General features: G+C 68.9%; 16 protein-coding genes. 4 read left to right on the forward strand and 12 right to left on the reverse strand.

The window, feature by feature from the left end; translation table 11 throughout:
• Positions 1-215: 215 nt before the first annotated feature.
• The 3 genes from glmU to glmM form a co-directional block, all read right to left on the reverse strand.
• On the reverse strand, positions 216-1,397 hold the full coding sequence (gene glmU, locus B4V04_RS15165) for a bifunctional sugar-1-phosphate nucleotidylyltransferase/acetyltransferase (RefSeq protein ID WP_498232563.1): 1,182 nt from the start codon (positions 1,395-1,397) through the stop codon (positions 216-218).
• Positions 1,398-1,500: 103 nt separating this feature from the next.
• The gene (locus B4V04_RS15170; RefSeq protein WP_498232564.1) at positions 1,501-2,718 is read right to left on the reverse strand and encodes a M99 family carboxypeptidase catalytic domain-containing protein; all 1,218 of its coding nucleotides are present in this window, start codon (positions 2,716-2,718) and stop codon (positions 1,501-1,503) included.
• Positions 2,719-3,089: 371 nt separating this feature from the next.
• Positions 3,090-4,415: a phosphoglucosamine mutase gene (gene glmM, locus B4V04_RS15175; RefSeq protein ID WP_498232565.1), complete on the reverse strand. Its 1,326-nt coding sequence runs from the start codon at positions 4,413-4,415 to the stop codon at positions 3,090-3,092.
• Between the two features lie 311 nt (positions 4,416-4,726).
• Between glmM and B4V04_RS15180 the strand changes: the two genes are divergently transcribed.
• Together B4V04_RS15180 and B4V04_RS15185 are read left to right on the forward strand one after the other, a co-directional pair.
• On the forward strand, positions 4,727-5,014 hold the full coding sequence (locus B4V04_RS15180; RefSeq protein ID WP_498232566.1) for a PadR family transcriptional regulator: 288 nt from the start codon (positions 4,727-4,729) through the stop codon (positions 5,012-5,014).
• 114 nt (positions 5,015-5,128) lie between these two features.
• Positions 5,129-6,157 (forward strand): rhodanese-like domain-containing protein, encoded by a 1,029-nt coding sequence (locus tag B4V04_RS15185; protein ID WP_498232567.1) that lies wholly within the window; start codon positions 5,129-5,131, stop codon positions 6,155-6,157.
• 225 nt (positions 6,158-6,382) lie between these two features.
• Here the strand turns inward: B4V04_RS15185 and B4V04_RS15190 are convergent, their stop codons facing one another.
• Positions 6,383-9,091, reverse strand: a complete 2,709-nt coding sequence (locus B4V04_RS15190) for a heavy metal translocating P-type ATPase (RefSeq protein ID WP_498232672.1) — start codon at positions 9,089-9,091, stop codon at positions 6,383-6,385.
• Between the two features lie 345 nt (positions 9,092-9,436).
• Positions 9,437-10,036, reverse strand: a complete 600-nt coding sequence (locus B4V04_RS15195; protein ID WP_498232568.1) for an AsnC family transcriptional regulator — start codon at positions 10,034-10,036, stop codon at positions 9,437-9,439.
• A gap of 132 nt (positions 10,037-10,168) precedes the next feature.
• Here B4V04_RS15195 and B4V04_RS15200 point away from each other — a divergent pair, with 132 nt between their 5' ends.
• Positions 10,169-10,366: a CopZ family metallochaperone gene (locus B4V04_RS15200; RefSeq protein ID WP_144800017.1), complete on the forward strand. Its 198-nt coding sequence runs from the start codon at positions 10,169-10,171 to the stop codon at positions 10,364-10,366.
• Between the two features lie 30 nt (positions 10,367-10,396).
• Here the strand turns inward: B4V04_RS15200 and lpdA are convergent, their stop codons facing one another.
• From lpdA to B4V04_RS15235, 7 genes are all read right to left on the reverse strand, one after another.
• Positions 10,397-11,824, reverse strand: a complete 1,428-nt coding sequence (lpdA, locus tag B4V04_RS15205) for a dihydrolipoyl dehydrogenase (protein WP_498232569.1) — start codon at positions 11,822-11,824, stop codon at positions 10,397-10,399.
• Entirely contained in the window at positions 11,824-13,482 is a 1,659-nt protein-coding gene (locus tag B4V04_RS15210) for a dihydrolipoamide acetyltransferase family protein (RefSeq protein WP_498232570.1), read from the reverse strand. The genes lpdA and B4V04_RS15210 overlap by 1 nt, the downstream gene beginning before the upstream one ends.
• Positions 13,483-13,530: 48 nt before the next feature.
• Positions 13,531-14,517 carry an alpha-ketoacid dehydrogenase subunit beta gene (locus B4V04_RS15215; RefSeq protein WP_498232571.1) on the reverse strand — a complete coding sequence of 329 codons (987 nt, stop codon included), beginning with the start codon at positions 14,515-14,517 and terminating at the stop codon, positions 13,531-13,533.
• On the reverse strand, positions 14,518-15,621 hold the full coding sequence (gene pdhA / locus B4V04_RS15220; RefSeq protein WP_498232572.1) for a pyruvate dehydrogenase (acetyl-transferring) E1 component subunit alpha: 1,104 nt from the start codon (positions 15,619-15,621) through the stop codon (positions 14,518-14,520).
• A 323-nt stretch (positions 15,622-15,944) separates the two neighbouring features.
• Positions 15,945-16,367: a DUF8146 domain-containing protein gene (locus B4V04_RS15225; RefSeq protein ID WP_498232573.1), complete on the reverse strand. Its 423-nt coding sequence runs from the start codon at positions 16,365-16,367 to the stop codon at positions 15,945-15,947.
• A gap of 120 nt (positions 16,368-16,487) precedes the next feature.
• On the reverse strand, positions 16,488-17,156 hold the full coding sequence (locus B4V04_RS15230; protein ID WP_498232574.1) for an RPA family protein: 669 nt from the start codon (positions 17,154-17,156) through the stop codon (positions 16,488-16,490).
• Entirely contained in the window at positions 17,157-18,083 is a 927-nt protein-coding gene (locus B4V04_RS15235; protein ID WP_498232575.1) for a replication factor A, read from the reverse strand. It lies immediately after the preceding gene.
• Positions 18,084-18,758: 675 nt separating this feature from the next.
• Between B4V04_RS15235 and B4V04_RS15240 the strand changes: the two genes are divergently transcribed.
• Positions 18,759-19,061 carry a DUF7091 family protein gene (locus B4V04_RS15240; RefSeq protein ID WP_498232576.1) on the forward strand — a complete coding sequence of 101 codons (303 nt, stop codon included), beginning with the start codon at positions 18,759-18,761 and terminating at the stop codon, positions 19,059-19,061.
• The last annotated feature ends 27 nt before the right edge of the window (positions 19,062-19,088 follow it).

Below are 19,088 nucleotides of genomic sequence, written 5' to 3' on the forward strand. Positions count from 1 at the left end.
CGTCGAATGCGGGCTCGAAATGCGGCACACGAGGCTTGTCAGTTGTCGATGGAGGCCGCGGAGTCGCCCGATCGATCCGGTCCGTGCCTCGCAGGTGGCTCGTCAACGGAAAGCGCCGCGTCGAGTGCGGTTCGTCGAGCGCCGAGCGGAGGAGGGGCGGTGGTCGGCAGACGGACACCCGTTTCAGCGGTGCGGGTCACTCGGTCACGTCGGCGTCACTTGTCGTGCGCCACGATCTCGCCGGGGGTGGTTCGAGCGCCCTCCGACAGTGTCACACCGGCGTTGAGACCGGTGTTGATGCCGGTCTTCACGCCGTCACCCACGACGACGCCGAACTTCTTGCGGCCCGTCGAGACGCGCTCGCCTTTGACCGTGAGTTCGACGTCCTCGTCGTCGTGGCGGAGGTTCGCGACGTTGGTGCCGGCACCGAAGTTCGCGTTCCGGCCGACGACGCTGTCGCCGACGTACGAGAGGTGCCCGACGTTCGTGTTCTCCAGGACGACGCTGTTTTTGATCTCGACGGCGTGGCCGATGTGGACGTCGGGGGCGATGAACGTGCTCCCCCGGACGTAGGCGTTCGGTCCGACGGACGCCCCCTTCGAGACGTACGCCGGTCCCTCGATGACGCTGCCGCCGCGAACGGTCGCGCCGTCCTCGACGACGACGGGTCCCTGAATCGTCGCGTCGTCGCTCACCTCGCCGTCGACGCGGCGGTCGAACGTTCCGAGCTTCCACTCGTTCGCTTCGAGTAGCTCCCACGGCCGGCCGACGTCCATCCAGCGGTCGAGGGTGACGGGTGAGACGGTGTACTCCGAGATGACTCGGTCGAGCACGTCGGTGAGTTCGCGTTCGCCGCGCTCACTCGGCGACACGTCGAGCATGTCGCGTGCTTCCTCGGGAAAGACGTACGCGCCGGCGTTCACGAGGTCGTTCTGCGGAGCGTCGGGCTTCTCCACGATGTTCGTCACCGCGCCGTCGGAGACGTTCAGGACGCCGTAGTTCGAGGGGTTCGGGACCCGAATCGAGGCGATACTCGGCGCGGCGTCGAACAGCCTGTCGATCCCCTCGGGGTCGTAGAGGTTGTCGCCGTAGAGCACCGAGAAGGGGCCGTCGATGTGTTCTTTGGTGGCGTGGACGGCGTCGGCGGTTCCCTGCTGTTCGTCTTGGACGACGTACGAGACGGGGACGCCGCGATACGACGATCCGAAGTAGTCCCGGACGGTCTCTCCGCCGTATCCGACGACGAAGACGAGTTCGTCGGCACCGGCCTCGACCGCCGCCTCGGCGGTGTGGGCGGTGATCGGTTGGCCGGCGACCGACAGCATCGGTTTGGGGACCTCGTTCGACAACGGCCGCATTCGAGTGCCTTTGCCCGCCGCGAGAACGATCGCTTGCATGCCCAGGCGTAGTCGAATGACGCGGTTTATTATACGCAAAATAAGCGTCTATCGGGGCCGAAACGTCAGTTGCGGGAGCGTTTAGTACTGTGGTAGCGACGGCTCACCCGAACAGGAAGCCGTGCCGCCAGAGCAACGCTTCCGCGGCGGCGGTTCCCCACACCACCTGGTCCTCGATGTAGGTCCCTTTGCGCGTCGTCTCGACGAGGTATCCGGGGAGATGCAGGTCACCGTACACCTTGTGGATGAGGAGCGGTCGCGACCCGTCGAGCGAGTTCCCGCAGTCGAAGTCGTAGTACGACGGGTACTCCGAGAGGTCGACGTAGTGGTCGTCGACCCGGGCGCACGCGTCCACGGCGTTTTCCGGCGTGGCACGAGTCGGGAAGACGGCCTGTCCGACCTTCCCGTCGTGCTTGTAGATCCCGCTCGAACTGTGGAGGTCGACGACGACGTCCGGGTCGTGCGCGACGAGCTCCGACCAGAGCGCTCGGGCCAGTTTACTCTCCGGGGTCGACCCGGTCGGGAACTGTCGGTTCAGATCTCCGTCCTCGGTGTGCCGGGCGTGCCGTTCGATGGCCCGCCGGTTCGCCTCGGGGACGACGACGAGTTTGCCGCCCGTCGGGCGAAGGCGCGTCATCTCCCCGGCGCTGATGTACCCTTGCGGCTCGTCGCCGTGGACCCCACCGACGACGAACGCCGTCGGACCCGGTTTCCCCGAGTCGATGACGTGCACCGGCGTCTCGTACTTGGTCCCCGGAAGGAGCGAGTGGGTGCGGACGCTCCCTTCGTTGACTCTGTCGAGACGCGTGCGAATCCAGCCCAGGATGTCGGCGTAGTTGCCGTGCTTGTGATCGCGGAGGAGGCGGACCCGCGGGACGTCAGAGATGCCGTATCGGACGGCCTCGTCGGTCGCAGAGCGCACGAGACCGTCGTAACGGTCCTCGTAGGCGCGGTTGGCGATCTTCATCGTGTTTCGGACGCCTCCGAGGCCCATGTACGACTCCAACCGGGCGTGCGTGTACGTCTTGGTCGTGTAGTTCCAGTACATGAACTCGAAGAACTCCCAGAAGTTCTCCGGTTCGACCAGCCAGACGCCGTGTGCGGCGCGGGCGGCGCGGGCCTCGCCCTCGTCGTCCCCGACAAGGTACGTGTCGACGGCGTCGGGGCGGTACGAGAGGAACCGAAGTTCGACGTTGAGGAGGCCCGGCCGGACGTACTCGCGAACGATCTTCTCGAGGTTGTGCTGGACGAAGTACTGCGAGGCGTCGGAGAGGAAGTTGACGTACACGGTCAGCGTGGGGTTCGTCTCGTCGGTTCCCATCGTGGGGTAGAGCCGATCCGGGAGATACGGTGCCGTCCCGACCTCGCCCGGGACGAACGCCGCTTCAGCGGATGACGTGGCTGCCGCACCGACCAGAGAGGATCCTATCGTAGCGCCAAGAAAATGACGACGAGTGAGTTGGGTATCCATTATCTTCTGGATCTGATGACGTTCTCTAAACCGAGAATGTTCTCGCTTCATATCGACAGCATTCAAGTACTCGTGTGAGCTGTGAACGAGAGACTCACTCTCGGTCTCTGCCGTCGACCCGGAGAAAAATCAGCGATGCCGGAGCGCCGGTCCGGCGCTTCGACTGCCGCTTGCGCTTCGACTACCGCCGACGCCGCTGCCGCCCGCGCTTCGACTACCCCCTACGCTTCAATTACCGCTCTCGCCGCCTCGACGCGGTCGATCGCGTCGTCGAACAGTCCGTCCGCGTTCGCCTCGGTCCGCGCCTCCGCCGTGACTCTGACGAGCGGCTGTGTCCCGCTCGCGCGGACGAGGAACCAGCCGTCGTCTGTGGCGACGCGGACGCCGTCGCGGTCGTCGATGTCGTCGTACTCGTCGCGAACGCTCGCTCCGACTCGTTCGAGGACGCGAGCCTTGTCGTTCACCTCGATGCTCTCTCGGCGGAGCGGGTAGGTGTCGGTCGCGGCGACGAGTTCGGACAGCGGCCCGCGCTTCGAGACGAGTTCGACGAGTTTGCACGCCGCGAGCGGACCGTCGGGGCAGGGCGTCTCGTCGCCCCAGATCCACGCTCCAGACGGTTCGCCGCCGAAGACGACGGTCGGCTCGGCGCACGCTTCGGCGACGTACACGTCGCCGACGCGCGTTCGAACGGCGTCGGCGCCGACAGAGTTGACGGCGTCGTCGACGGCGAGGCTCGTGTTCACCGGGACCGCGATCAGTTCGCCTTCGGCAGCGGCTTCGCGACCGAACAGCGCGAGGAGGGAGTCCCCCTCGACGAAGTCCCCGTCGTCGTCGACGGCCATCATCCGGTCGGCGTCGCCGTCGTGCGCGATCCCGAGGTCGGCGTCGGTTTCGGCGACGTGCGTTTCGAGCGCGTGACAGGTCGCCTCCGTCGGCTCGCTCGGCCGCCCCGGGAACCGGCCGTCGCGTTGGCCGTTCAGCGTCGAGACCGTACACCCGAGATCGGTGAGCACGTCCGCCGTGATCCGGCCCGTGCCGTTCCCGACGTCGACGACGACCGAACACGGCTCCGAGAGGTCGACGCTCTCGCGGAGCTCCTCCCGGTGTCGATCTCCGATAGCGCGCTGTCGCTGGCCGCCGACCTCGTCCCACGCGGCGAGGTCGTAGTCGCCTTGCTCGACCCGTCGGGCGACGGCGTCTCGCTCGTCGGCACCGAAGGCGCGTCCGGATTCGGTCCACAGCTTAAGACCGTTGTCCGACGACGGGTTGTGCGAGGCGGTCACGACGACGCTCGCGTCGGCATCGAACCACCCTGCGGCGCGGGCGACCGTCGGCGTGGGGTGGGTTCCGACGCGGACGACATCTGCTCCGGTCTCTCGAAGACCCGCCGTGAGCGCCTGTTCGAGCATCGGTCCGCTCTCCCGAACGTCACGTCCAACGACGACCGTGTCGTACCCTTCGCTCCCGAGTGCGCGGCCGACGGAGAGGGCCAGAGACGCTGTAACGTCGTCACCGACCGCTCCACGGATCCCGCTGGTTCCGAACATGGTCTCGACCACGCCCGCGCCGGGCATTACTATGGTATCAGTAACAGAAGAGCGGGAGCGGGCTGGCCGCCCCCTCAACTGCACCCACGCGGTGGTAACCCATACCCAAGCAGACCGACAGTACAGGCCGTCACTTTCCGAGAGGGGACGGAACGAGACGGCCCGTATCGACCCTCGGCCCGTTCCCACATTACTATCCAGTTGGTAGGACAGCCGGCGATGGGAATCCCGATCGTTTCACGGTACTAGGGTCTCTTTAGTGAGACAACGGTCTGGGTAGTTCATGTAGGGAGGGCGAGTGTACCCAACGCATGGACGTACACGAACTGACGGCAATCCAACGTGACTTGCTTTTCGTCGTGAGTGGCATGTCCGACTCGTCGGGGACGGCGATCAAGTCCGAGCTCGAACGGACCCAGAACCGAAACCTCGTCAAAGGACGGGTGTATACGAACTTGGACGAACTCGCCGACGACGACCTCATCGACAAAGGGAGTAAGAACGGGCGAGCAAACGAGTACTCGGTGACAGAGGAGGGCCGTGAGGCGGTGAGAAACCGGCGTCGCTGGGAGCAGAGCTACGTGAAACAGACGGCCTGACCCCGCTTTCCGTCGGTGGACGCCGCACCCGCTGAGCCACCCGAGCGGCGGGTCACGGGTCTGAGAGGCTTACTTTGTTTATAATAAACACCAGTAGGCCGCAATGGCTCGTTGATGACAGAACGACAGTCCAGCCGGAGACGGTTCCTCCACGCGACCGGTGCGGCAGCGCTCGTCGGACTCGCCGGTTGTTCGGGCGGGTCAGAGTCCGAGAACACGACGGCACCCGCCTCGAACAACACGACGACGACCAACCAGTCGTCGACCGACACGCCGGAAGACCAGATCCGCGGCCCCCGCGAGGGCGACGACCTGCCGGAACTCACGGAGCCGTCGAACGGATACCCGCCGGAGTTCGACGCCGTGCCGGAGGAGCGGGACATCGACACGAGCGCCTACGACACGCTGACGCGAGACGTCAACGGCGAGACCGCCGAAGTGCCGCTCGTTCCCGTCGAGGACGCGTACTATTGGTACGCACGTCAGGAGGCGCGCTTCGCCGACGCTCGCAGTGAGACCGGGTACGAAGTCTCGCACATCTTCGGATCGGTCCTCAGTCCCGCACCCGACGGCCGACGGTTGGACCCCACCGCCGACTGGGACAAGTCAGACCGGGTCGTGACGTACTGCCACTGCCCCCACCACCTGTCGTCGCTCCGTGCGGCGTCGCTGCTGGAAGCCGGGTTCGAGAACGTGTACGCCATCGACGAGGGGTACCAGGGATGGCTCGACCGGAACTACCCGCTCGCCGGCTCCGACACGAACCGCGACTACACGGTCCGGACGATCGAGGGGGAGACCAGTCGATTCGACGCCGGCGAGACGGCGTGGGCGTTCCACCCCGAGACCGATCAGGTCGAGGCGACCGAGATCGGATCCGACGGCTCCTACACGCTCGAACTCAAGTTCGTGCAGGTCGGCGCGCAGAGCACGATTCAGGTCGAGACGCCGAGTTACGCCATCCAGGCACCGCTGGGCGACCTGACCAGCGGGACGGTCACCGCCGAGAGCGGGTCCCCGGCGACGTCGACGAAGGAGACGTCCACGAACTCGACGAACTCGACGACCACCGCGTCGAACGGCACGGTCACCAACTCCACGAACGCGACGGACGATTCGTATTCGTGGCAGTGGAACTTCTAGCGCGTCCGTGAGGACGGGGTCGTACCGACGAGCCTCCCTCCCCGCTCTCCGTCGGAAACGCGGGACCGCGACGCTCGAATGGCTCCCGGTGGGCCTCCGAGAATCGACGATTCGGTCGAGCCGCGCCGCTGTCGAACGCGCGCTCGGAGCGGTCCGAAAGACGCGGAATGCGGGGCGGGCAGTCGCGGCGGTCGGCGGCGCCTCGAGCGAGAGACGCGACGGCGACTACCGGAACCGACCGAGCAGCCGGTAGTCGCGGTCGGGCTCGTATCGCCGGAACAGCAGGCTGTTCGTCAGCACGCTCACGCTGGAGAGCGCCATCGCCCCCGCGGCCAGCGCGGGCTGGAGCAGGCCGAGCGAGGCGAGCGGGATCATGAGCGTGTTGTAGCCGAGCGCCCAGACGAGGTTCTGTTTGATCTTCTGGAGGGTCGCGTCCGAGACGCGGATCGCCTTCACCACGTCGAGCGGGTCGTCGCGCATCAGCGTCACGTCCGCGGCCTCGATCGCCACGTCGGTGCCGCTCCCGATGGCGGTGCCGACGTGCGCGACCGCGAGCGCCGGCGCGTCGTTGACGCCGTCGCCGACCATCATCGCCTGTCGGCCCTCGTCCTGAATCGCCTCGACGGCGTCGGACTTGTCCTCCGGCAGGACGCTCGCCCGGACGTTCTCGGGGTCGATACCCACCTGCTCGGCGACGGCCCGGGCGGTGCGCTCGTTGTCGCCGGTGATCATCATCACGTCGATCCCGCGGTCGCGGAGGGCCGTCACGGCGTCCGCCGCGCTCTCCTTGACCGTGTCCGCGTCGGCGACGACGCCGATCAGGTCGCCGGCGTTCGTGCCAGCGGGCACGCGAGCGACGAGCATCGCCGTCTTCCCCTCGTCTTCGAGGCGCTCCATGGTCTCGGCCGCGGGCGAGGCGTCGATCCCCTCGTCGTCTAACAGCTTGCGGTTGCCGACCAGGATCACGTCGCCCTCGACCGTCGCGCGGACCCCCTGTCCGGGGACGTTCTCGAACTCGTCGGGCTCGGGCACCTCCAGGCCGCGCTCGCGAGCGCCCTCGACGATGGCGCGGGCGAGGGGGTGCTCGCTGCCGCGCTCGGCGATGGCGGCGAGCCGGAGCACCTCGCTTTCGGCGTCGCGGTCGGCGTCCGGAGCCGCGGAGTCGGCGTCCGGGGCCGGATCCGGGGAGTCGCCGTCACCGGACTCCAACGGCCGCGCCGCGCCGCCGTCGGTGACGGGCTCCCCGTCGCGGTCGAACGCGACCACGTCGGTCAGCTCCATCTCGCCCTCGGTGAGCGTCCCCGTCTTGTCGAAGACGACGGTGTCGACGTCCTTGGCGCGTTCGAGCACGTCGCCGCCCTTGAACAGGACGCCGTGGCCCGCGCCGATGGTGGTGCCGACCATCGTCGCGGCCGGAGTCGCCAGCCCCAGCGCGCAGGGGCAGGCGATGAGCACGGACGAGGCGAACACGACGATCGCGAACTCGGCGACGGAGACCGCGCCGCCGGCGACCGCGGGGCCGCCCGCGACGAGCCCCCACAGCGGGAGGGCGTTCACGAAGCCGGCGAGCGCCTCGGGGAAGAGGTACCAGACGGTCCCCCACAGCAGGGCGTTGACGATGACCGCCGGGACGAAGTACGCGGAGATGCGGTCGGCGAGGTTCTGGATGTCGGGCTGGCGCGACTGCGCCTCCTTGACGGTCCGGACGATCCCCTGCAGGGCGGTGTCGGCGCCGACCTTGGTCGCCTCGACGACGAGCACGCCGTTTTCGTTGATCGTCGAGCCGATCACCTCGTCGCCCTCGCCCTTCTCGACCGGGACGGACTCGCCGGTCACCATCGACTCGTCGACCGCGCTCTGCCCGTCGACGACGACGCCGTCGGTCGGGATCTTCTCGCCCGGGCGGACCTTCATCCGGTCGCCGACCTCGACCTCGTCGACGGGGACCTCCTCCTCGTTCCCGTCCTCGTCGACGAGGGTGGCCTGATCGGCCTCCATCTCCAGGAGCTTCCGGAGCGCCTCGCCGGCCCGGCCCTTCGAGCGGGCCTCGAGGTAGTTGCCGAGCGTGATGAACACGAGGATGAGCGCCGCCGTGTCGAAGTAGAGGCTGCCGGCGACGACCCCGGCGAGGACCGCGACCGAGTAGGCGTACGCGGTCGTGGAGCCGAGCGCGATCAGCACGTCCATGTTGGCGCGCCCGTTCCTCACCAGCGCCTTGTAGGAGTTCTCGTAGAACGGGCGCCCCAGAACGATCTGTACGGGCGTCGCGAGCAGGAACTGCACCCACCCGACCGAGACGCCGAAGACGGTCTCCGGGAACAGCGCCCCGTCGAGCAGCAGGTGGTCGGCCATGAACAGGAGCAGCGGCGCCGCGAGCGCGGCCCCGAAGAGGGTCAGGCGGAGCTGTTTGCGGATCTCCTCTTCGCGAGCCGCGTCGCGGGCGTCCTGCTCGGCGTCGCCGCTCTCGCTCGCGTTCCCTCCGGATTCTCCCGCGTCGCCGCCGCCCCCCTCCCGAACCGGGGAGTAGCCCGCCGACTCGATCGCGTCGTAGAGGTCGGACCGGGAGGCGTCCGCGGGGTTGTACCGCACCTGCGCCTCGTCGGTCGCGTAGTTCACGTCGGCCTCGATCACCCCCGGCGTCGACTCGAGGGCCTCCGCGTTGGTCTCCGCGCAGTTCGCACAGGACATGTCCGTGATCGCGACGGTGACGGTCTCGCTGACCGCGCCGTAGCCCGCGGACTCGATCGCCGCGTAGATCTCGCCGAGCGACACCTCCTCGGGGTCGTACTCGACGGACCCCTCGTCGGTGGCGTAGTTGGCGTTCGCCGAGACTACCCCGTCGAGGTCCGCGAGGGCGTCCTCGATCGTCGCCGAGCAGTTGGCACAGGACATCCCCGTGACGTCCAGATGGGCTGTTCTCGTTGGCGTGTGTATCAATACGTGTCCCTCCCTTAGGCGGTTTTCTGCTTCGAGATCGCGGCTTCGAGCGGTCCGAAATCTTCGATTCCAAAGCGACCGCCGACTCCGAGAGACCGAGGAGACGAGAAACAGAGGAGGAGATATCGCAGCGATCGACGATATCGCAAACGAATAGAAGGCGGTGGCGCGTGCCGACGAGCGCCCGAAGGGCGCGAGTCGCACGCGCGAGGGAGCCCGCGGCCGCCGGCGGCGGCCGCGGCGAGGCTGGGGAGGCGTGAGGCTGCGGTTGCCGTGCTGTGCGGCTGGGGCTTTGGAGATGATCTTCGACGAAAGCAGCTCACAAACGGCCGATCCGCCAGATTATACCCCTTCCTCCAGCCGCTGGTATCGCTCTCGGAACCGCGACAGGCAGGACGGACAGCAGAAGTGGTAGACGTCGCCGTCGATCCGCGCCGTCTCGCCCTCGCTGTCGACGGTGTTGGAACACTCCGCGCAGGTCAGCGCGAACTCCACGCCCTCGATCGACGGCGTCCACTCGAACTCGTCGACCAGCGTGACCGCGTACTCCTCGACGGCGACCCCCTCGAACAGCCCCTGCACCCACTCCCGCACGTTCCGCCCCTCGACCCGACCGTACACGCGGAGGTCGCCCTCGGCCGTGACGAACACGTGCTCGACGGCGTCGGCGTCTCGCGCCCGGTCCCGCGCCGCGCCGAGCGCTTCCGGACGGCTCGGCGGCAGTTCCACGTCCACCAACACGGGGACGCCCGCCCGGAGCTTCGTGCGGTCGACGTCGACCGTGAACCCCTCGATGACGCCGGTCTCTTCCAGTCGGGTGACGCGGTCGGAGACCGCCGGCCCCGACAGCCCCACGCGCTCCCCGATCTCGCTGAACGGGCGCCGGGCGTCTTCGGCCAACAGCGACAGGATCTCCAAGTCCGTCTCGTCGAGGTCGCGCATGCCCCACACGACGACCTCGCGACACAAGACCGTTGCCCCGTTCCGCTTCGGATTCCAAAGTCGATCGGTCGATTCAGCCGCAGTCGAGAAGCGACAAGCGAAAAACGTCCCCCACACGTACGATCGGGTGCCATGAGCCGAACGCTCACCGTCGAAGGAATGTCGTGTGACCACTGCGAGCAGAGCGTCGAGGAAGCATTGGAGGGCGTCGCGGGCGTCGAGCGCGCGACCGCCGACCGCGAGAGCGAGTCCGCGACCGTCGAGGGCGACGCCGACCCGGACGCGCTCGTGGCCGCGGTGGATGAGGCGGGCTACGACGCGTCCGCGTAGGGAAACCGAGCGAGCGCGAGCGACGAACGGCTACCGGTTCAGCGTGTGGATCGCCTGCCCGCGGGCGTTCTCCGCGGCCTCCATCACCGCCTCCGCGAGCGTGGGGTGCGTGTGGACCGTCGCCGCCACGTCCTCCAGCGTCGCGCCCATCTCGATCGCGAGCGCGACCTCGGCGACCAGCTCGGAGGCCTCCGGCCCGACGATCTGCCCGCCGAGCACGAAGCCGGTCTCCTCGTCGGCGACGAGCCGGACGAACCCGTCGGTGTGGCCCGTCGTCATCGCGCGGCCGGAGGCGTTGAACGGCATCTCGCCGACGACCGGGTCGAACCCCTCCGCCTCGGCCTCCGCCTCGGTCAGGCCTACCGTCCCGATCTCGGGGTCGGTGAAGACGGCCGCGGGGATCGCCTGCTGGTCGAGCGCCGCGGGCTCGCCCGCGATCACCTCGGCGGCGACGATCCCCTCGTTCGAGGCCGCGTGCGCGAGCATCGGCTCGCCGGCGACGTCGCCGACGGCGTGAATATGCTCGACCGCGGTGCGGGTTCGGTCGTCCGTCTCGATGAACCCGCGGTCGTCCGTCTCGATCCCGGCGTTCTCCGGGTCGAGCCCGTCCGTCACCGATTGGCGGCCGACCGCGACGAGGATTTTATCGACGCCGTACGTCGACTCCTCGCCCTCTTCCGTCTCGGTGTGGAGGCGGTAGCCGCCGTCGGCGGCCTCGGACCACCCGCTCGCGCCCTCGCCGAAGTGGAACTCCACGCCGAGCTCCTCGGCGCGCTTGCGGACGATCCGCTTCACGTCGTCCTCGTACGGCTGGAGGATGTCGTCGAGCATCTCGACGACGGTCACCTCGGCGCCGAGCTTCGCGTACGTCGTCGCCAGCTCCATCCCGATGTAGCCGCCGCCGACGATCCCGATCCGGTCCGGGACCGTGTCCGCGTCGAGCGCCTCGGCGGAGCTCCAGACGTGGTCTTCCGCGAAGTCGAAGCCGGGGATCTGGACCGGTCGCGAGCCGGTGGCGACGACCGCGTGCTCGAACTCGATCGACTCGGAGCCCTGCCCCTCGCCGCCGTGGGCGACGCGCGCGGTGTGCTCGTCGACGAAGGACGCGGTTCCGGGGACGAGGTTGACGCCGTTCGCCTTACAGAGCTTCTCGACGCCGCTCGTCAACTGGTCGACCACGCCGTCCTTCCACTCGACCATCTTCCCCATGTCGACGGCGGGGTCGGCGTGAACGCCCATGAACTCCGCGTTGCCGGCCTCGTGGGCGAGCCCGCTCCCCGTGATCAGCGCCTTCGAGGGGATACAGCCGCGGTTCAGGCAGACGCCGCCGTAGGCGTCCCGCTCGACGAGGGTCGCGTCGAGCCCCTCCTGTGCGGCGCGGATGGCGGCGACGTAGCCGCCCGGTCCGCCGCCGATCACCAGTACCTCCGTTCCGGTTGCGATGTCTCCGACGACCATTATCGAGTCAACAGTAGCAGCGGGTGTTCAAGGTGTTCCATTACGGTGTTCGCGAACCGCGCGGCGACCGCGCCGTCGACGACGCGGTGGTCGATCGACAGCGACAGCGGGAGGGTCGGCGCCGGGACGACCTCGCCGTCACGGACGACCGGCCGCTCCTCGATGGCGCCGAGCCCCAGAATGGCCGTCTCCGGGTAGTTGATGATCGGCGTGGCGAACTCTCCGCCGATGGCGCCGAAGTTGGTGACGGTGAACGTGCTCCCCTTCATCTCGGCCGGCTTGAGCGACCGGTCCCGGGCGCGCGTCGCGAGGTCGCGCACCTCCGCGGCCAGCTCGAAGAGCCCCTTCTCGTCGACGTCGTCGACGACCGGGACCATCAGCCCGGCGTCGGTCGCGACCGCGATCCCGAGGTTGTACTCCTTCTTCAGCACGATCTCCTCGTCGTCCTCGCGCAGCTCGCTGTTGAGGTACGGGTGCTCTTTCAGCCCCGCGACGATCGCCTTCATCACGAACGGCATGTAGGTGAGGTTCACCCCCCGCTCCTCGGCCCTCGGCTTCAGCTCCTCGCGCGCCTCGACGAGGGCGGCGACCTCGGCGGTGTCGTGGTGGGTGACGTGCGGAGCGGTGAACTTCGACCGCTCCATCTGCTTCCCGATGGTGCGGCGCACCCCGCGGTAGGGGACGGTCTCGTCGCCGGGAGTCGTTTCCTCGCCGGCGGCGGACGCGCTCGCCGTCGACGTGTCGCCAGCGGTCGCGTCGGCGGTCGCGGCCGCCGTCTCGTCCACGTCGACCGGCTCCGGTTCGGGCGCCGATTCGGCCGTCGTCGCCGACTCCAGCGCGTCCGCGTACGCCCGCACGTCCTCGCCCGTGACGAACGCCTCGCCGTCGCGGGTCTCGTCGGTCGGCACGTCGTCGACGTCGACGCCGAGGTCGCGAGCCGCCTTCCGCGTCGCGGGCGTCGCGAGCGTCGTGTCGCGACCGGCCGGCTCCGGCGCCGCGTCGGAAGTGGCGGTCGCCGAGGGCTCTGCGGCGCCGTCGTCGCCGCGCGCGTCCACGACCGACTGCCGGTCGTCGAAGTCGACGTCGGCCGGGGTGGGAGCGGGCGACTCGTCGGATCCGGCGTCGTCCGCGTCGGTCGCGGGGGCGGCGTCCCCGGCAGCGTGCGCCCGCACGTCGGCCTCGGTGACGCGACCGCCGGGACCGCTCCCGTCGACGGCCGCGACGTCGACGCCCAGTTCGCGGGCGACCCGGCGGGCCGACGGGGGCGCGAAGGTTCGGCCGGACGAGGTCGCCGGCTCCGACTCGACGGCGTCGTCCGCCGCGGCCGGCTCCGGTTCGCCCGCGTCGGGGCTCGTCTCGTCGACGTCCCCTTCGTCGGCGGAGCCGGAGTCGTCCGCGTCCGCCTCCGCCCCGTCCTCGTCGACGCGGAACGAGATGATCACGTCGCCGACCGGGACCATCTCCCCCTCCTCGACGAACAGCTCCTCGACGGTCCCGTCGTAGCGCGACGGGACCTCGACGAGCGCCTTGTCGGTCTCGACCTCCGCGACCGGTTGGTCCTCCTCGACGCGGTCGCCGGGGGCGACGAGCCACGACACCAGCTCGCCCTCCGCGACGCCCTCGCCGACGTCCGGCAGCCTGAACTCCTCGACGGTCATGCCTCGACCTCCGCGACTGTCATGGGATGGATCTCCGCGGGAGCCATCTTAAAACTCGACCGCCTCCAGGATTCCCTCCTCGATGCGCGCCGCGGTCGGGAGGTAGTAGTCCTCCAGCGCGTACAGCGGGTAGGGGACGTCGAACCCGGTGACGCGCTTCACGGGCGCCTCCTGGTACAGCAGCGCCTCTTCCTGGATGATCGCCGTGATCTCCCCCGCGAGCCCGCCCGTCTTGGGGGCCTCGTGGACGACGACGGCGCGGCCGGTGCGCTCGAAGGCGTCGACGATCGCCTCGCGGTCGAGCGGGGAGACGGTGCGGAGGTCGACGACCTCGCACTCGATCCCCTCCTCCGCGAGGTTGTCCGCGGCCTCCAGCGTCGGGCGCGTCATGGCGCCGTAAGTGAACACGGCCACGTCGTCGCCCTCGCGTCGAGTGGCGGCCTCGCCGATCGGGACCGTGTACGGCTCCTCGGGGACCTCCTCGCGGAACGCGCGGTAGATGAGCTTCGGTTCGAGGAAGATCACCGGGTCGGGGTCGCGGATCGACGCCGCGAGCAGCCCCTTCGCGTCGTACGGCGTCGAGGGGATGACGACCTTCAGCCCGGCCTCGTGCGCGTAGAACGCTTCCTTCGACTCGGAGTGGTGCTCAGGCGCGCGGATCCCCCCGCCGTAGGGGGCGCGCAGCGTCATGGGGAGGGAAAAGCGGCTCCGGCTCCGGGCGCGGAACCGGGCCATGTGCGAGACGATCTGGTCGAAGCCGGGGTACATGAACCCGGAGAACTGGATCTCGGGGACCGGGCGGAGCCCCATCGCGGCCATGCCGACCGCGGCGCCGACGATGCCCGACTCCGCGAGCGGGGTGTCGACGACGCGGTCGCCGCCGAACTCGTCGTAGAGCCCCTCGGTCGCCCGGAAGACGCCGCCGTTCTTCCCGACGTCCTGGCCGAGCACGAGGACGTCGTCGTCCTCGCGCATCTCGCTGTACAACCCGTCACGTACCGCCTGTACGACGGTGAGATTCTGTGTGTCGCTCATTTACTCCTCCAGGAACGCCTCGTCGCCGTGGGTCTCGCGGAACGCCTCGAACCGCTCGTACTGCCGCTCCAGTTCGGGCGGGATATCCGCGTAGGCGTGCTCGAACAGCTCGCTCGGCTCGGGCCGGGCGGCCGACTCCGCCTCGTCGATCGCGTCGGCGACGCGATCCTCGACCGCGCTCTCGATCTCGGCGACCCGCTCGTCGTCGAGGACCCCCTCCGACCGGAGGTAGGTCTCTAGCCGCGGGATCGGGTCCTTCGCCTTCCAGCGCTCGACCTCGTCGTCGTCGCGGTAGACGGTGGGGTCGTCGGCGGTCGTGTGCGCGCCGAACCGATACTGGATCGCCTCGATCAGCGTCGGGCGCGGCCGGTCGGGCTCCGGGTCGCGCGCCTTCTCGAGGGCGGCCGCCGTGACGGCGTACACCGCGAGCGGGTCCATCCCGTCGACCTGCACGCCGTCGATCCCGTACGCCTCGGCCTTCTGCGCCAGCGTCGCGCTCCGGGTCTGCCGCTCGCGGGGCACGGAGATCGCCCACTGGTTGTTGTTACAGAAGAAGACGGTCGGCGTGTCGAAGACGCCGGCGAAGTTGACCCCCTCGTGGAAGTCGCCCTCGCTCGTCGCGCCGTCGCCGAAGTAACAGAGGAACGCCTCGTCGGTGCCGCGGAGCTTCGCGGCCCACGACGCGCCCGTGGCGTGGGGCACCTGCGAGGCGATGGGGACGGCGACCGGGAAGACGTTGACGTCCTCTGGCGCCTTGTTGCCGGCCTCGTGACCCATCCAGTAGAGGAGCGTCTGTTTCAGCGGGAGCCCGTGGACCAGCGCCGCGCCGTGCTCGCGGTACGAGGGGACCATCCAGTCGCCCTCGGCGAGCGCCGTCGCGGAGCCGATCTGCGCGCCCTCCTGTCCCGACAGCGGCGGGTACGTCCCCATCCGCCCCTGCCGCTGGAGGCTCACCGCCCGGCCGTCGAAGTGTCGGGCGAGCCGCATGTGCCGGTACATGTCGACGAGCTCCTCGTCGCCGAGGTCGGGGACGTCGCCGACGACCTCGCCGTCCTCGTCGAGCACGCGGACCGGATCGTCGTACGCCCTGTCGAATACGCTCACGGTCGGACCCACCTGTTCATGCCCGAACGGTTCGGCGCCCGGGTAATATCGTTTTCGTACGTAGTTTAGTATACCCAGAAATCGGTGGACGCGATGAGAAACTGTCCATCAGATTCCGAGAGAACCGGACGTTTTTGAACAACTCGCGCCGAGCCGGCAATATTTTCGTCGGCTCGGCGGTTTCCGCGAACAGTAACGGACAAACGGGAAGGTTTCCCGAGTATCGGGTCCGCGGCGGAGGCGGAGTCGCGACTCGACCGGAGGGTGGAGCCGTGGCTCGGCGGAACAGATCGGGACGGAACCGCGGCCGTCGGGGCGTCCGATCACCCGAGCCGGAAGGAGGGTTCGTCGCGCTCGCCGCGCTCGTCGCGCTCGTCGTCGAGGTCCTCTAACTGGATCACGTCCTCCTCGTCGTCGTCGAGCTGCTCGCGGAGGTGATTGACGTACCGCTTGTACTCGTCCAGCTGCTCGCGGAGGTGGTCGGCCTCCAGCTCCAGCCGCTCGTGCTCGCGGATGAAGCTCTTGGGAACCTCGACGCGCGGCGGGAACGACTCGCCCGGCTCGCCCATGCTCTCGAGCTCCGCCTCCGGGACGGCGCGGACCTGTCCGTCGTGGGCAACGAGCGTGTCCACGTAGTCCCGGAACACCGCCGACAGCGAGATGTCCCGCTCCTCGGCGATGTCGCGGAGCGCCTCGAACGCGTCCTCGTTGACGCGGAACGAGATCGTCTTGTTCTTGTTGCCCATTACCGGAACGGTGGTCGGGCTATCCACTTAAGCGTTTGTCAGACGGTGGCACGAAAAGGGGGAATAGCGGGTTTCGTGGACGTTAAGCGCCCGATCAATACGCGGATCGGTCGGCGTCGCTCAGGGCTCCGGCGTCCCGGCCGGATCCGTCGCGTCGCCGGCAGCGGCGCCGTCGGCGGAGCCCTCGTCCGCGTCGCCGCCGGCGAGCTCGTCGTCGCCGTCGGCGTCGAGGTCCTCCAGCGCCGACAGCGCGGCGGCCTTGTACGTCTCGGGGTCGAGGTCGTACTCCTCGCGGGCCATCCGCGCGTACTCGTTCCCGTCGTCGTCGAACGCGGCGACGCGCTCGATCGTCCGCGTGGCCGTCTCGGCGACCCAGCGGTCGCGGGTGGCGGCGTCGACCTCGGTGATCGACTCGGGGCGGACGGAGACCCGAACGGTACCGTCGTCGGTCTCGTACGTCCGGGGCTTCCCCACGACTGCGACGTAGGCGGGCGGCTCCAGGTCGCGGAGCTTGGAGGCGGCCTCGGGCTGGTACTGGCCGGCGTACACGAAGAACGTGCCCGTCGGGTCGACGATGCGGCCGCGCCAGTACTCGCTGTCCTCGCCGACGTCCTCCTTCTCCGTGAGGGTGCCGACGAAGAACACGCGGTTCGAGGACTCGCCCGTCGGCAGCAGCGCGTAGACGGGGGCGCGCTCGTCGTCGGACTCGGTGAACGTGTAGCCGGCGTCGTTGAACTCGCTCGCGAACACGCGCCGGGCGACCTCTCGGGTGGGTGCGGATTGGCTCATTTAAATCGACCTCGCTTCGATCAGCGCGCTTTCAACGTCGACGGCGCCGGGGTCTTCCATCTCGTCGACCAGGACGTACCGGCCGAAGGTGGGCCCGGTGACGCGGTAGTACCGCCCGAGCACGTCGTCGGCCATCTCCTCGGCGACGACGGTGGTGTCGAGCGCGTCCATCGCCATGTCCTTGGCCTCTTCGAGGCCCATCCCGGTGAGCTCCTCGGTGGCCTCGCGGTCGAAGATGACCTCGGTGACGGTCTCGCCGTCGTCGAGGACGCCCTTGATCCGGAGGTCGAACTCGCCCTCGACCTGGCCGTGCTCGGAGCAGCGCCCGTTCTGGAGGACGCGCGTGCAGTCGTCCTCGGGGCAGCGCTTGATCAGCCCGGAGCCGGACTGGATGTCCACGAGGGCGCCCTCGACGGTGTCGGCGTTGTCGCCGATCTCGATCTCCTCGTCGATCTCGGTGATGCCGGTCGTCCGGTTGAGCTTCACCGAGTAGCTGCCCTCGTACTCGTCGGTGACGACGTTCGAGAGCTCGTACGCCTGCCCCTCCGTCAGCTCGGGGAGATCGGAGGTCTCGAAGGCGACGAACTTGATCGTGCCCGACTCGTCGCCGAGGAGGCCCACCTGCGAGATCGAGTCGCTGCGGGGCTCCCAGAGGTCGACGAGCTTCACACGTAAGTCGACCCACTGCTCGTCCTCGTCGATCTCGTCGACCAAGACGGACTCGCTGCCGCCGCGGCCGAGCTCGTCGCGCTCCATCCCGGCGTCTTCGAGGTAGCTGTTGGTGACGCTCCGGCGCGCCTCGTCGAGGGGGACGCGGTACTCGTTGACGAGGTTCTCCAGCCGCTCCTCGACCTCGTCGGCGTCCACGTCTAGGTGGTCCGAGAACTGTTCCGCTATCGCTTCCGCTTCCTGTCGCAGTTCGCTCATGGGGTGTCTCCGCCTCCGGTCGTGTTTCAATGGGAGGCGTACGACGGTTGGTTCCTCACGGTATTAAAAATCCCGCAACCGCGGTGAAAGTGGTCGTCTCCGAGGCGCTGACGGGCTTCTTCCGGCGGTTCGGGTCCATCTGCACCCGTCTGCGTCAGACGACCGTCAGCCGTGCGCGGGCGCCGTTTCAAGTGGAACGATACCGCGTGAAGCGTCCGCACGTGTCGAGGTCGAAGAGAAATAAGCGAGGCGGTGGCGCGCCGGTGAGCGCCCGTGAGGGCGCGAACCGAGCGCGAGGGAGGCGGCGGCCGGCGCGGCGTCGCCCGCGCCGGGCCGTCCGCCGAGGCTGGGGAGGCGTGAGGCTGCGGTCCCGCGAGCGAAGTGAGCGGGAGCACGGAAGTCGCAGCCCGCACAGCGAACGCAGTGAGCGAGCAGGACCGTCTTCCGGCGGTGCGGTTGCGGTGCGGGGCGGGAACTCAAAGGGGCAGTCGCGGGGCTTTGGACGTGTTCACTGTCGATCTGCAGTCGGGTATTCATAAGCGGGCGACTGGGCCGTCTACGGAGCCTACCGCGACGGCGACGAGTGACGAACCCCTCACGACGGGTCCGCCGCCCGCGGACCGAGTAACCCCGTATCGCCAACGGACCTATATTCCGCGCGCCGGTACGACCCCCATGGACGACCGACTCGAACGCGTCATCCGCCAGCAGCTCCGCAAGGCGGGCAAGCAGTTCGAGGAGGCGAAGCGGGCGTACTCCGAGGGGAGAGACGACCCCGACGGCGACGCCAGCGGGGCGGAGCGGTACGACCTCCCGACCGACGGGGACGGGCGCGCCCGGATCGTCTGCCGGCGGCACGCGGAGCGGCGGGCGGTCGCGGTCGACGCCGAGGGACGCCCCTCGTGTTTCGACGCCGACCACCCCGACTGCGAGGGCTGCGCCGAGGACGTGCGCGACGGGTTCGTGGAGACCTGGTGAGGCCGGTCGCGGCCGGTGCGGGGGAGC

The sequence above is a fragment of the Halorubrum sp. B52 genome, assembly GCF_059752555.1.

What these genes read in the sequence shown, in the direction of transcription:
- B4V04_RS15230 (WP_498232574.1), bottom strand. Translation starts at nt 17,156, where the DNA reads ATGAGCCAATCCGCACCCACCCGAGAGGTCGCCCGGCGCGTGTTCGCG.
- B4V04_RS15210 (WP_498232570.1), bottom strand. Translation starts at nt 13,482, where the DNA reads ATGACCGTCGAGGAGTTCAGGCTGCCGGACGTCGGCGAGGGCGTCGCG.
- B4V04_RS15200 (WP_144800017.1), top strand. Translation starts at nt 10,169, where the DNA reads ATGAGCCGAACGCTCACCGTCGAAGGAATGTCGTGTGACCACTGCGAG.
- glmM (WP_498232565.1), bottom strand. Translation starts at nt 4,415, where the DNA reads ATGTTCGGAACCAGCGGGATCCGTGGAGCGGTCGGTGACGACGTTACA.
- B4V04_RS15170 (WP_498232564.1), bottom strand. Translation starts at nt 2,718, where the DNA reads ATGGGAACCGACGAGACGAACCCCACGCTGACCGTGTACGTCAACTTC.
- B4V04_RS15185 (WP_498232567.1), top strand. Translation starts at nt 5,129, where the DNA reads ATGACAGAACGACAGTCCAGCCGGAGACGGTTCCTCCACGCGACCGGT.
- B4V04_RS15225 (WP_498232573.1), bottom strand. Translation starts at nt 16,367, where the DNA reads ATGGGCAACAAGAACAAGACGATCTCGTTCCGCGTCAACGAGGACGCG.
- B4V04_RS15180 (WP_498232566.1), top strand. Translation starts at nt 4,727, where the DNA reads ATGGACGTACACGAACTGACGGCAATCCAACGTGACTTGCTTTTCGTC.
- B4V04_RS15195 (WP_498232568.1), bottom strand. Translation starts at nt 10,036, where the DNA reads ATGCGCGACCTCGACGAGACGGACTTGGAGATCCTGTCGCTGTTGGCC.
- lpdA (WP_498232569.1), bottom strand. Translation starts at nt 11,824, where the DNA reads ATGGTCGTCGGAGACATCGCAACCGGAACGGAGGTACTGGTGATCGGC.
- glmU (WP_498232563.1), bottom strand. Translation starts at nt 1,397, where the DNA reads ATGCAAGCGATCGTTCTCGCGGCGGGCAAAGGCACTCGAATGCGGCCG.
- B4V04_RS15215 (WP_498232571.1), bottom strand. Translation starts at nt 14,517, where the DNA reads ATGAGCGACACACAGAATCTCACCGTCGTACAGGCGGTACGTGACGGG.
- B4V04_RS15240 (WP_498232576.1), top strand. Translation starts at nt 18,759, where the DNA reads ATGGACGACCGACTCGAACGCGTCATCCGCCAGCAGCTCCGCAAGGCG.
- B4V04_RS15235 (WP_498232575.1), bottom strand. Translation starts at nt 18,083, where the DNA reads ATGAGCGAACTGCGACAGGAAGCGGAAGCGATAGCGGAACAGTTCTCG.